Raw genomic sequence first — 12,913 nt, forward strand, 5'->3', positions numbered from 1 at the left:
GGGAGATGGGCGGCGGGCTCTACCGCAGCGCGAACTCGCACGGCGGCGGTCTGCCGCCGGACGACGGCGCGACCTTCATCTCGGCGGAGCCGCTGAACCAGCCGGGGGTCGAGGCCACCGCGCCGCCCCAGGAGGTGGTCGCGGAGACCAGCGCCGCGGCGAACAGCGCGGTGATGGCGATCGGCAGCCTGGTCAGCCGGGGCACCGGCTTCGTCCGCAACCTGATGGTCGGCGCGGCGCTCGGCAACCTGGTCGGCAACGTGTTCACCACCGCCCAGTTCCTGCCGAACCAGGTCTACGAGTTCCTGCTCGGCGGCGTGCTCACCAGCGTGCTGATCCCGGTGCTGGTCCGCCGCCGCAAGACCGACCCCGACCGGGGTGAGGCGTACGCCCAGCGGCTGCTGACCCTGGCCGTGCTCGCCCTGGCCGCCACCGCGCTGATCGCGATGGCCGGCGCCCCGGTGCTGACCGCCCTCTACGCCAGTGGCAAGGACGAGCACTACACCGACCTGGTCACCAACCTGTCGTACCTGATGCTCCCGATGCTGTTCTTCACCGGCCTGAGCGCGCTGATCGCCGCGGTGCTGAACACCCGGGGGCACTTCGCCGCACCGATGTGGGCGCCGATCCTCAACAACCTGGTGGTGATCGGCGCCTTCGGCCTCTACATCCTGATCTACGGCGCGGAGGCGATCCGGCCGGAGGACATGGGCTGGGGGCAGATCCTGCTGGTCGGCGGGGGCGCCCTGCTCGGCGTGGCGGTCCAGGCGGCCGGGCTGCTGCCGGCCCTGCGCAAGGTCGGCTTCCGGTGGAAGCTGCGCTTCGACTTCCGCGAGCTGGGGCTGCGCGAGCTGGCCCAGCTCGGCGTCTGGATGTTCTGCTATGTCGCGGTCAACCAGCTCGGCCTCTTCGTGGTGGTCAACCTGCTCACCCGGGCGGCGGGCCAGGACAGCGCCGGTCTGCTGATCTACAACAACGTCTTCCTGCTGCTGATGATGGCCCACGGCATCATCGCCGTCTCGATCATCACCGCGCTGATGCCCCGGATGAGCGCGGCCGCGGCCGACGGCCGGTTCCGGGACGTCACCGCCGACCTGTCCCGGGGCACCCGGATGGTCACCGCGGTGCTCGCCCCGATCGCGGTCTGCTACGCGGTGCTGGCCGGCCCGATCTCGGTGGTGGTCTTCCGGTACGGCGCCTTCACCGGCGACAACGCGGTGGCCACCTCGACCGTGCTGCTCGTGGCGGCGATCGGCCTGGTGCCCTTCGCGATCAGCCAGCTCTTCACCTTCGCCTTCTACGCGCTGCCGGACACCCGCACGCCGGCGCTGGTCAACATCCCGGTGGTCGCCCTGCGGGTGCTCCTCCAGGTCGGCCTCTACCTGGCCTTCTCGGCCACCTTCGCGGCCGCCGGCATGATGCTCGGCAACGCGATCTCGTACGTGGCCGCGGCGGTCATCTCGGCGCTGCTGCTGCGCCCGAGGGTCGGCCGGATCGGGCTGGGCGGGATCATGCGGACCATGGGCCGGGTGGTGATCGCCGCGCTGGGCGCGGCGCTGGTCGGCCTGCTGGTGGTGAAGCTGCTCCCCGGCGACCCGGCGCACCTGAGCTGGCTCGCCGCCGCCGTTCAGCTGGTGATCGGCGGGGCGGTGATCGGCGCGACGTACCTCGGGCTGGCCATGGTGCTGCGCATCGGCGAGATCACCGAGGTGGTCGGTATGGTCCGCCGCCGGCTCGGGCGATGACCTCGACCAGCGCCCATGACGGACGGTGAACGACGATCACCAGCCTGGGGATACGGCTGTGGATAACTCAGGGTTCCCCCGCCCAATGGGCCTCTCGGCCTGTGGACAACCAACCGTACGGCTGAGGCTGACCGGCCGGAGCAGGGGAAATCCAGCCGCGTCACGGAGGCCGCCACACCGGTGCGCCCCTGCGCCGACTACTTGCCGTCAACATCTAGATTGGGCGTGCGTGTCCCAGCGACGTGGCCCGACCGGGCCGTTACCCGGCCGATCCCCACGGTCACTGGCGTCCCACCGACTCGGGCGGGAAGATGACATGTCGGAGAACCGGGCATCCCGGGTAAGGTCACTCTCGACGGGCACGGCGGGTGCCGACGCGGGCGTCGACACCGGTCTGCCGGTTCCAGCCAAGGCAGAGCGGGAAGCCACATGCCCAGCAGCACGGGTCCATCGATCGACACGATCACCGAGGGAGGACGGGTGACCCAGGTCGGCGAGGGTCAGGAGGCGGAGGAGACCTCTCCGCCGGTCGTGACCTTCGGTGCTCCCGCGGTCGGTGAGGTCCTGGCCGAGCGGTATGAGCTGGTCGAGCACATCAACAACGACAGCGCGGGCCGGCTGGTCTGGCGCGGGGTCGACGTCGTGCTGCGCCGTCCGGTCGCGGTGGTCCTCCGCTACCCGGGTGGCGATTCCGCCACCGAGATGCTCCAGGCGGCCGTCGCGGCCAGCCGGGTGATCCACCCCAACCTGGTCGGCGTCTACGACGCGATCGACGAGGCCGACCGGGCCTACGTGGTCCGCGAATGGGTGGACGGGCAGTCGCTGCGCGAGCTGGTGACCGCCGACGGTCCGCTGGACCCGGCCCGGGCCACGGCCATCGGCAGCTCCGTCGCCAGCGCCCTCGCCGCCGTGCACGCCACCGGCATGGTGCACGGCAACGTCCATCCCGGCACCGTGATGATCAGCGACGACGGCCGCGTGGTGCTGGCCGACGCGCGCACCGACGGGGCGGACAGCCAGGAGAACGACCTGCGGGCGGTCGGCGGCGTCCTCTACTTCGCCCTGACCGGCCACTGGCCGCACGGCGAGGCCCCGCTGCACGGCGCCACCGCCGGTCACGGCCGCGCCGCCCTCCCCGACGCGGTCCGGGACGCCGGCGGCTCCATCGCCGCGCCCCGCCAGGTGCGCGCCGGGGTGCCGGCGTACCTCGACGACCTCACCATGGACCTGCTCGACCCGGAGATCGCTCCGCCCTCGTCGGACGTGCTGTCGGCCGAGCTGAACCGGCTCGACATCCCCGCCGACGAGCACTTCCTGGAGCAGGCCGGTCCGCTGAGCTTCACCGCCGACACCGGGGACGAGCCCTCGCCGCTGGCCGCGGCCGGCGGCCGCAAGGTCGCCCTGGGCATCGCCGGCCTGCTGGCGGTCGCCCTGGTCGGGCTGCTCATCGGGATCAGCGCCCTCGGCGACGACAAGGACCCGGGGCAGGAGCCGGTGGCCCAGCCGTCCAGCAGCGCGCCCGCCGGGAACGGCACCAGCGCGCCGGCCGCGCCAGTTCGCAAGCTGAACATCCAGGACGTCCGGATCATCGACCCGGAGAGCCGGGACCGCGCCGAGGTGCGGGACGCCGAGAAGGTGATCGACGGCGACCCGAACGAGGGCTGGGAGACGGCCAGCTACCGGAACAACGGCAAGTTCGGCGGCCTGAAGAAGGGCATGGGGATCTGGATCGACCTCGGCGCCCCGCACACGGTCAAGTCGATCCAGGCCACCCTGTCGTCCACCGGCGCCTCCGCGGAGCTGCGCGCGGGCACGGGCGAGTACCCGTCCAGCTCCTCGGGCGACAAGCAGCTCGTCGCCGCCTACACCGAGCGGATCGGGCAGCCGTTCGAGGAGCACGACGGCACCACGATGACCTTCGACGGGTTCGACCCGGAGAAGAAGTACCAGTACCTCCTCTTCTGGATCACCGAACTGCCCGAGAAGGACAGCGGCGGTGGCTGGAAGCTCGGCGTCCAGGAACTCACGGTCCAGGGCTCGTGAGCCGTTCGCCCCGCCCGGTGCGCCGCCTCCGTCGGACGTGGTGATGGCGGGTCGCGGCGGGGCCACCCCCGGGCCGGCGACCGGCGACGGCCCGCCGAGCGGGATGTCCGACCTGGACCTGCTGCGGGCGCACGTCGCCGGTGACCGGGACGCTTTCACCGAGCTGTTCCACCGGCACCGCGACCGGCTCTGGGCGGTGGCCCTGCGTACGCTCGGCGACCGCGAGGAGGCGGCCGACGCCCTCCAGGACGCGTTGCTGTCGGCGCACCGCGCTGCGGCGCGGTTCCGCGGCGATTCGGCGGTCACCACGTGGCTGCACCGGATCGTGGTCAACGCCTGCCTGGACCGGATGCGGCGGCGCCAGACACACGCCACGGTCCCACTGCCGGACGGGGTGCACACCGACGGGGAGCCCGGCCGGCACACCGGCGGGGTGGAGCCGGCCGCGCCGGCCCGGGACCACGACACCGCCCTGGTGGTCCGGCAGGCCCTCGCCGCGCTCCCCGTCGAGCAGCGCGCCGCGCTGGTCCTGGTGGACGTGCAGGGCTACCCGGTGGCCGAGGTGGCCCGGATGCTCGGGGTCGCCGAGGGGACGGTGAAGAGCCGGTGCGCCCGGGGCCGCGCCCGGCTTGCCGTCCTCCTCGGGCACCTGCGGACCGGCTCCGACGACGTCGCGGACGTGCCCCGGGTCACCGGCGGGAACCCGCGGCCACCCGAGGGCGTCGGATCCACGTCGGGATGGTCCCGGCGGGATGCCAGCCAGGAGGAGACGTGACTTCCCGGGAGTTCAGCGAGGTCGACCACGACCTGCTCGCCGACTACCTCGGCGGGGCGCTGGACGGCACCCCGGAGCAGGACACCGTCGCCCGGCTGGTCGAACACGACCCGGCCTGGGGCGAGGCGTACGCCGCCCTGGCCCGGGCGGTCGAGCTGGTCCACGCCGACCTGGCCGACTGGGCCGCCGAGCCCGCCCCGGAGCTGCCGCCCACCGTGGCGGACCGGATCACCGCGGCGCTCGCCGGCGCCGGCCCGGCCCCGACCGGCGACCTCGCGTCCGACCCCGCCGACCCCGATTCGGCACCGGCCGCGGTGCCGGCGCAGCCCAGCCGGGGCACCCATCCGGCCGCCGGCACGGGCCGGCCGGGCCGGAACACCGGACCGGGACGCCGCGCCCGGCGCTGGACCCGGCTCGCCGGTCCGGTCGCGCTGGCCGCCGCCTCGGTGACCGCCGTCGGGTTCGGGGTCAGCCACCTCGTCGACGCGGGAGGCGGCCGGGTCACCGGGGCGGCCGACAGCGCGGGCAGTCGGGTCGACGGCGAGGCCGCCCCGCTGGCCGCCGCGCCGTTCCGAACCACCGCGCCGCCCCGGCACAGCGGCACCGACTACACCCCCGACGCGCTCTCCCGCATGCCGGCCACGTACGCCGGGCCCTCCACGGCGGTGGAGAGCGACAAGGCGAGCCCGGCGACCGGGCAGGACGAGCACCGGGTCACGGCCGCCGCCGGGCTGGACCGGCTCGCCCGCCCCGAGGCGCTGGCCTCCTGCCTGTCCGAGATCGGCGCCGAACACGGGGCCGGCCCGCTCACCGTCGACCTGGTCGACTACGCCCGGTTCCGGGGTGGCCCGGCGCTGGTGGTCAGCTTCACGGACGCGGGCGGCGCCCGGTGGGCCTGGGTGAGCGGACCCGAGTGCGGGGTCCCCGGGTCCGGCGCGGACACCCGCTACACAGCGCGGGTAGGGTGAGGTCGCGGTCACCCGGGCGTGTCCTGCCACGTGACGTGACCCACCGGATGACCGGCTCGGGAATCCCCGCTTCGTACGATGACGTTCTGCAAGTCAGGCGCCGGCGCCGCTGAGCCGTCGGCACTCGGGATCGACATCGGTGCGCGCCGGTGACGAACACACACATCGGGAGACGGCAGTGGACGAGGTCCGCAACCTGATCATCATCGGCTCCGGGCCGGCCGGTTACACGGCGGCGGTCTACGCCGCGCGCGCCAACCTCAAGCCGCTGGTCATCGAGGGCGTGCAGTCCGGCGGCGCGCTGATGACCACCACCGAGGTGGAGAACTTCCCCGGTTTCGCCGACGGCATCCTCGGCCCCGAGCTGATGGACAACATGCGCAAGCAGGCCGAGCGGTTCGGCGCCGAGTTCCTCACCGACGACGTGACCCGGGTCGAGCTGAAGGACACCGGTGACACCGGCTCGGACGCGGTCAGCACCGTCTGGGTGGGCGAGACCGCCTACCGGGCCAAGGCGGTCATCCTCTCCACCGGCTCGGCCTGGCGGCCGCTGGGTGTGCCGGGCGAGCAGGAATACCTGGGTCACGGCGTGTCGTCCTGCGCCACCTGTGACGGCTTCTTCTTCCGCAACCAGCACATCGTGGTGGTCGGCGGCGGCGACTCGGCGATGGAGGAGGCCAGCTTCCTCACCCGGTTCGCCGAGTCGGTGACGATCATCCACCGCCGCGACTCGTTCCGCGCCAGCAAGATCATGGCGGCCCGCGCCCTCGGCAACGAGAAGATCAAGGTCGAGTGGAACAGCGTTATCGAGGAGATCCTCGGCGAGGACGGCAAGGTCAGCGGCGTACGGGTGCGCAACGTGCACACCGGCGAGAGCAAGGTGCTGGACGTCACCGGCGTCTTCGTGGCGATCGGCCACGACCCGCGCAGTGAGCTGTTCCGGGACCAGGTCGAACTCGACGACGAGGGATACGTGAAGGTGCAGGCGCCGAGCACCCGGACCAGCATCCCGGGTGTCTTCGCCGCCGGTGACGTGGTCGACCACACCTACCGGCAGGCGATCACGGCGGCCGGCACGGGCTGTGCCGCCGCCCTGGACGCCGAGCGCTTCATCGCCACCCTGCAAGGCTGAAAGATTTTCGCAAAAAGGTCCCGGAGGAGGGGTTCATAGTGGGAGCAACCAAGGCGGTCACGGACGCGAGCTTCGCGAGCGACGTGCTGAAGTCCGACAAGCCGGTTCTGGTCGACTTCTGGGCGGAGTGGTGCGGTCCGTGCCGCAAGGTCTCGCCGCTGCTGGAGGAGATTGCGGGCGAGATGGCTGACCAGGTCACCATCGTCAAGCTCAACATCGACGAGAACCCCGAGACGGCACGCACCTACCGGGTGATGTCCGTGCCGACCCTGACCATCTTCAAGAACGGCGAGCCGGTGCAGTCCATCGCCGGCGCCAAGCCGAAGGGTGAGCTGGTCAAGCTCATCGAGTCGGCGCTCTGAGCCGACGCCCGACACCGCCGGAACCCCCGTCACCCGATCCCGGGTGACGGGGGTTCCGCCGTTCGCACCTGCGGCGAACCCGGGCCGGTCGGTGACCGGTCACGGTACGCTCCGTAAGCGTCCCCGGCGGGGAAGCACCTCGAAGTCTCCGGTCAGCCAGCGTCCGTGCAGAGGGGGTCGTCGTGCGTCCCATCCGACCCGGTGACCGGGGACCCGCGGTGGCCGAGATCCGTACCGTCCTCACCGGCCTGGAGCTGCTTCCGACCGGCGGCGGGGACGACGATTTCGACGCGGAGACCGAGCGCGCGGTCCGCGCGTTCCAGCAGTCCCGCGGCCTGAGCGTGGACGGGCGGGTGGGCGCGGAGACCTGGCAGGCGCTCGACGCGGCCCGCTGGCGGTTCGGCGCGCGCACCCTCTACCACGCGGTCCCCGAGCCGCTGATCGGCGAGGACGTCCGGTCACTCCAGGAACGACTCCTGGAGATGGGCTACGACGTGGGCCGCGCCGACGCCATCTACGGCATCCGCACCTCCCGCGCGGTCGCCCAGTTCCAGCGGGAGATGGGGCTGAAACCGGACGGGTCGTGCGGCCCGCACACCATCAACGCGCTGCGCCGCCTCGGCCGCAAGGTGGTCGGTGGGCGGCCACAGTGGCTCCGCGAGTCCGACGCCATCCGGCAGGCCGGGCCGACCCTGGTCGGGCGGACCGTGGTGATCGACCCCGGGCACGGCGGCACCGACCCGGGCATGGTCGTGCCCGACGGCCCGCTGCGCTGGACCGAGGCGGACATCGTGCACGACCTGGCCAGCCGGCTGGAGGGGCGGCTCGCCGCGGCCGGCGTACGCGTGCAGCTCACCCGGGGCCCGTCCCCACGGACCTGCCTGCCGGACGCGGACCGGGCCCAGCTGGCCAACTCCCTCGGCGCCGACGTCTTCATCTCGCTGCACACCGACGGGCACGCCAACCCGGCGGCCGACGGGGTGGCCACCTACCACTACGGCACGAACAACGGCGTCACCTCGGCCACCGGGGAGCGGCTGGCCGGGCTGGTGCAGCGGGAGATCGTGGCCCGCACCGGGCTGCGGGACTGCCGTACCCACGCCAAGACGTGGGACCTGCTACGGCTGACCCGGATGCCGGCCGTCCGGGTCGAGGTGGGCTACCTGACCTCGCCGGCCGACCGGGGCCGGCTGGTCGACCCCAGGTTCCGGGACCGGGTGGTCGAGGCGATCGTGGCCGCCGTGCAGCGGATGTACTACCCGATCGAGCGGGACGTGCCGACCGGCTCGATCGACGTGAGCGAGCTGCGGGCCGTGGTGGCCGCCGGCACGGTGGTGGACTGAGCCTCCCGGCCCTCAGCTCATCGAGCGGGTCGCCGGAGCCGGCCGGACCGGGCGGAGCAGCGTCTCCGGGCTCATCGAGCCGAGCAGCTTCTCCAGCGCGTACTCGACGTCGGACTTCCAGCTCAACGCGGTGCGCAGCTCCAGGCGCAGCCGGGGGTAGCGCGGGTGCGGGCGGACCGTCTTGAAGCCGACCGAGAGGAAGAAGTCGGCCGGCGCGAGACAGGCGCGGGTGGGGTCGTCCCCGTCGTCGCCGAACTTCGCGTCGCCGAACGCCTCGATCGCCTTGATGCCGCGCTTGGTGAGATCCCGGGCCACGCCCTGGACCAGCATCCGGCCCAGGCCGCCGCCGGCGAAGGCGGGCACCACGTGGGCGGTCATCAGCAGCGCGGCGTCCGCGGAGACCGGCGAGGTGGGGAACGCCATCGAGCGCGGGACGTAGGCCGGCGGGGCGTACATGACGAAACCGGCGGGCATCCCGTCGACGTACGCAAGCTTGCCGCAGGAGCCCCACTCCAGGAGCGTCTGGGAGACCCAGGCCTCCTTCTCCAGGCCCGGGTCACCGGCGGCGCACGCGCGCTCGGCCGAGACCGGGTCCAGCTCCCAGTAGACGCACTGCCGGCAGGAGCGGGGCAGGTCCTCCAGCGTGTCCAGGGTCAGACTGACCAGACGTCGCGACATGAGCACCCCACCCATAGGCTCGCCGGCGAAGACCACCGCGGTCCGCCGCCAACTTTCGGCCCCCGACGAGCGATCGTACGCTTCTGCCCGCCGCTACGGGAGTGGACGCGCGAACCCCCACCCGAGCCGGGGAGGGCCGGTCCGGGATGTGGACGTACCCACACGGCGGGCCCGGTCCTGGCCCGCGCGGATTACGATCGACCAACCGGCGTCCCGCGCCGCCATGGTTGCCGGCATCGCGGGTACCACACCGGGCGGCAGCCCCGCCGACACCCGATCGAGGTGATGTCATGACCGGCACGACGCTCGACGACTACACCGACCGGTACGCCCGGCGGGTCCGGGGGATGACGGCCTCCGAGATCCGGGCACTCTTCGCGGTGGCCAGCCGGCCGGAGGTGGTCTCGCTCGCCGGCGGCGCGCCCTACATCGCGGCGCTGCCGCTCGACGCAGTCGGCGAGATGCTCGGCCGGCTCGGCGCCGAGCACGGCGCCACCACCCTCCAGTACGGCATCGGCCAGGGCACCCCGGAGCTGCGCGAGCGGATCTGCGAGGTGATGGCGCTGTCCGGGATCGACGCGTCGTGCGGCGCCTCGCCGGAGGACGTGGTGGTCACCGTCGGCGGCCAGCAGGCACTCGACCTGGTGGCTCGGCTCTTCCTGGACCCGGGAGACGTGGTGCTCGCCGAGGGCCCGACGTACGTCGGCGCACTCGGGGTGTTCCAGGCCGCCCAGGCCCAGGTGGCGCACGTGCCGATGGACTCCGAGGGGCTGATCCCGGAGGCGCTGGAGACGGCCATCGCCGACCTGGCCCGGGCCGGCCGACGGGTGAAGTTCCTCTACACCATCCCCACCTACCAGAACCCGACCGGCGTGACCCTGAGCGAGGAGCGGCGCGAGCGGGTGCTCGACATCTGCGAGCGCGCCGGGCTGCTGGTGGTGGAGGACGACCCCTACGGTCAGCTCGGCTTCGAGGGCGAGGCACCCGCGCCGCTGCGGGCCCGGCGGCGCGACGGGGTGTTCTACCTGAGCACCTTCTCCAAGACGTTCGCGCCCGGCCTGCGGGTGGGCTGGATCCTCGCCCCCCACGCGGTCCGCGACAAGCTGGTCATCGCCAGCGAGGCGCAGATCCTCTGCCCCAGCGGCTACGCGCAGGCCGCCGTGTCGACGTACCTCGGCACCATGCCCTGGCGGCAGCAGCTCAAGGTCTACCGGGAGGTCTACCGCGAGCGCCGGGACGCGCTGCTGGACGCGCTCGCGGACCTGATGCCGGCGGGCACCAGCTGGACCACCCCGGGCGGTGGCCTCTTCGTCTGGGCGACCCTGCCGGACGGCCTCGACTCCAAGGCGATGATGCCGCGGGCGATCGCCGCCCGGGTCGCGTACGTGCCGGGCACCGGCTTCTACGCCGACGGGACCGGCAGCGGCAACATGCGGCTCAACTTCTCATTCCCGCCCCCGGAGCGGATCCGGGAGGGCGTCCGCCGGCTGGCCGGGGTGATGGAGCAGGAGATCGCCATGCGCAAGGTCTTCGGGGCAGTCGGCGGCGCGGGTCCGCGGCGCCGGCAGGGCGGCTCGGACGCGCCCGGTCCCGACTTGGCATGATTCCCGCATGGCCGTCAGCCCTGCTCCACACACTTCCGTGACCGGACCCGCCGCCACCGACGAACTGCACGTGCTGGTGCTCGCCGGCGGACTCTCCTACGAGCGGGACGTCTCGCTCCGGTCCGGCCGGCGGGTGCTCGACGCCCTGCGCGCGGTCGGCGTGGAGGCCGAGCTGCGGGACGCCGACGTGGCGCTGCTGCCCGCCCTGGCGGCCGACCCGCCGGACGCCGTAGTGATCGCCCTGCACGGCGCCACCGGCGAGGACGGCTCGCTGCGCGGCGTGCTCGACCTCTGCGACGTGCCCTACGTCGGCTGCGACGCCCGCGCGTCCCGGCTCGCCTGGGACAAGCCCTCCGCCAAGGCGGTGCTGCGCGAGGCGGGCATCCCGACGCCCGACTGGGTGGCGCTGCCGCACGACCGCTTCTCCGAGCTGGGCGCTGTTGCCGTCCTGGACCGGATCGCCGACCGGCTCGGCCTGCCGCTGATGGTCAAGCCCGCGCAGGGCGGCTCCGGACTGGGCGCCGCCGTGGTCCGGGACGCCGCGTCGCTGCCGGCCGCCATGGTCGGCTGTTTCGCGTACGACCAGACGGCCCTGGTGGAGCGCTACGTGTCCGGGATGGACGTGGCGGTCTCCGTGCTCGACCTCGGCGAGGGCCCGCAGGCCCTGCCCCCGGTCGAGATCGTGCCCCGCAACGGCGTCTACGACTACGCCGCCCGCTACACCGCCGGCCGCACCACGTGGCACGCGCCGGCCCGGCTCGATCCGGCGACGACCGAGCGGGTGGCCGAGGTGGCGCTCGCCGCGCACACCGCGCTCGGCCTGCGCGACCTCTCTCGGGTCGACCTGATCGTCGACGCGGAGGGACAGCCGCACGTGCTGGAGGTCAACGTCTCTCCGGGGATGACCGAGACCTCGCTGCTGCCGCTGGCCGTCCAGGCGGCCGGGCTGGACTTCGGGCGGGCGCTCGGCACGCTCGTGAGCCGCGCCGCCGCCCGCCGCCCGTGACGTCAGGCTGACTCGGCCGCCTTTGTCGGCGACTCGCTCTCCTGCGCCTCCTCGGCCTTCGCCGGCGTGCCCGGCTCCGCCGATCCTTCGCTCTCCGGGATCTCGTCCGCGGCCTCGATCACCGACGCGGTCTCCTCCTCGGGCGCCTCGGCGACCTCGCCGGCCGGTGAGGCGGTGAGGCTGGACGGCGCCTGCCACTGAATCCGGGGCGGCTCGGCCAGGGGACGGCCACCGAACTCGGCCAGCCACGCGGCCACCATGGCCAGGTTCTCCCGCCACTGCGCCTCGGAGATCGGGGGCAGGATCGAGTCCCACAGGGACAGGAACGTGCCCCGCAGTTGCAGCCGCCCATACGGCCGGGCCAGGAACCACATGTGGAGGTGCGCCGAGCCGTCACCCCAGCGGTTGACGTGCACCCGGGCTACGCCGTCCAGTGAGCGGATGGCCCGCTCCAGCCGTACCGTCATCACGCCCAGTTCGGCGGCGAGCAGGTTCGGCAGGTCGCCCAGGTCGAGGTGCGACCGGGACTCCAGGATCAGCACCATCGGAAGGCCGGTGGGCCGGTCCATCGCCCGGACCCGCCATCGCTCACCCACCCAGATGTACGCCTCGTCCGGCGCGTTGCACGCCGTGCACTCCCGATTCCCCTCGCCGCGGCGTGGAGGTTCGACGAGGACCGGCTCGTCGAGCTGCTTGACGTGGAGATCGCCCTCGAAGGGGAAGGAGGGCCACTGGGTGAAGTCCGGGACTGAGGGAGGGGTGTCCTGCACGACGCTGACCCTAACCGAGTTGGCGACGCCTGTCCCTACCTGGCGGCTGGGCGGCTGAGCGTTCCCCGTCGATCCACAACGGGTTGTCCACCTGGTTGTCCACAGGCCGCTGACATCACCAGCACCCCGCGTCATCCACTGCTCAGCAACGGTTTCCGCGTGTTGTTTCACGTGAAACGGAGAGGGCCTGTGGAAAACCGCTGTGGATAACTCTGGGTGGCTTGCACACGGGTCACGGGGGCGCCTGGATCCTTCCTTCCTAACGAGCGAGTCGGCGATCGGCACCGGTCTCGGCTCGGCTGCGAGGGGGGCGCCTGGCGGTGGATCGGTGGATTGGCGCGGACTCGTGTTTCACGTGAAACGAGCGTCCGCGACGGATCGGGTGATCGCCGAGTGCGGGTGTGTCGGCGTCCTTGGGCGGCGGTGGTTGTGTCGGCGCTTCGCGGCGGCGGTGGGTGCGTCGGCGCTTCTCGGCGGCGGGGCCGTC

General features: G+C 73.0%; 11 protein-coding genes. 9 read left to right on the forward strand and 2 right to left on the reverse strand.

What is annotated here, in order from left to right:
- Positions 1-5: 5 nt before the first annotated feature.
- The 7 genes from murJ to AC0OLQ_RS00980 all read left to right on the forward strand — a co-directional run bounded on the left by murJ (position 6) and on the right by AC0OLQ_RS00980 (position 8,368).
- On the forward strand, positions 6-1,745 hold the full coding sequence (murJ, locus tag AC0OLQ_RS00950) for a murein biosynthesis integral membrane protein MurJ (RefSeq protein WP_484529820.1): 1,740 nt from the start codon (positions 6-8) through the stop codon (positions 1,743-1,745).
- Positions 1,746-2,174: 429 nt separating this feature from the next.
- Positions 2,175-3,788, forward strand: a complete 1,614-nt coding sequence (locus tag AC0OLQ_RS00955) for a protein kinase family protein (RefSeq protein ID WP_484529821.1) — start codon at positions 2,175-2,177, stop codon at positions 3,786-3,788.
- A 43-nt stretch (positions 3,789-3,831) separates the two neighbouring features.
- Positions 3,832-4,563: an RNA polymerase sigma factor SigM gene (sigM, locus tag AC0OLQ_RS00960; RefSeq protein WP_484529822.1), complete on the forward strand. Its 732-nt coding sequence runs from the start codon at positions 3,832-3,834 to the stop codon at positions 4,561-4,563.
- Positions 4,560-5,531: a hypothetical protein gene (locus AC0OLQ_RS00965; protein ID WP_484529823.1), complete on the forward strand. Its 972-nt coding sequence runs from the start codon at positions 4,560-4,562 to the stop codon at positions 5,529-5,531. Before sigM ends, AC0OLQ_RS00965 begins: the two co-directional genes overlap by 4 nt.
- A 178-nt stretch (positions 5,532-5,709) precedes the next feature.
- Positions 5,710-6,663, forward strand: a complete 954-nt coding sequence (gene trxB, locus AC0OLQ_RS00970; protein WP_484529824.1) for a thioredoxin-disulfide reductase — start codon at positions 5,710-5,712, stop codon at positions 6,661-6,663.
- A gap of 38 nt (positions 6,664-6,701) precedes the next feature.
- A complete protein-coding gene (trxA, locus tag AC0OLQ_RS00975) occupies positions 6,702-7,025 on the forward strand; it encodes a thioredoxin (protein ID WP_154229253.1) in 324 nt (107 codons plus the stop codon).
- Positions 7,026-7,207: 182 nt separating this feature from the next.
- Positions 7,208-8,368, forward strand: a complete 1,161-nt coding sequence (locus AC0OLQ_RS00980; RefSeq protein ID WP_484529825.1) for an N-acetylmuramoyl-L-alanine amidase — start codon at positions 7,208-7,210, stop codon at positions 8,366-8,368.
- A 12-nt stretch (positions 8,369-8,380) separates the two neighbouring features.
- Here AC0OLQ_RS00980 and AC0OLQ_RS00985 read toward each other — a convergent pair whose 3' ends face one another.
- Complete coding sequence (locus tag AC0OLQ_RS00985; protein WP_091265574.1) at positions 8,381-9,046, reverse strand: GNAT family N-acetyltransferase; 666 nt, start codon at positions 9,044-9,046, stop codon at positions 8,381-8,383.
- Between the two features lie 290 nt (positions 9,047-9,336).
- Here AC0OLQ_RS00985 and AC0OLQ_RS00990 point away from each other — a divergent pair, with 290 nt between their 5' ends.
- Together AC0OLQ_RS00990 and AC0OLQ_RS00995 are read left to right on the forward strand one after the other, a co-directional pair.
- A complete protein-coding gene (locus AC0OLQ_RS00990) occupies positions 9,337-10,650 on the forward strand; it encodes an aminotransferase-like domain-containing protein (protein ID WP_357331837.1) in 1,314 nt (437 codons plus the stop codon).
- A gap of 7 nt (positions 10,651-10,657) precedes the next feature.
- Positions 10,658-11,656, forward strand: coding sequence for a D-alanine--D-alanine ligase family protein (locus tag AC0OLQ_RS00995; protein ID WP_484529826.1), 999 nt, complete (start codon positions 10,658-10,660; stop codon positions 11,654-11,656).
- Positions 11,657-11,658: 2 nt separating this feature from the next.
- Here AC0OLQ_RS00995 and AC0OLQ_RS01000 read toward each other — a convergent pair whose 3' ends face one another.
- On the reverse strand, positions 11,659-12,426 hold the full coding sequence (locus AC0OLQ_RS01000; RefSeq protein WP_484529827.1) for a hypothetical protein: 768 nt from the start codon (positions 12,424-12,426) through the stop codon (positions 11,659-11,661).
- Positions 12,427-12,913 lie beyond the last annotated feature (487 nt).

The sequence above is a fragment of the Micromonospora sp. Utrum1 genome (assembly GCF_057197805.1).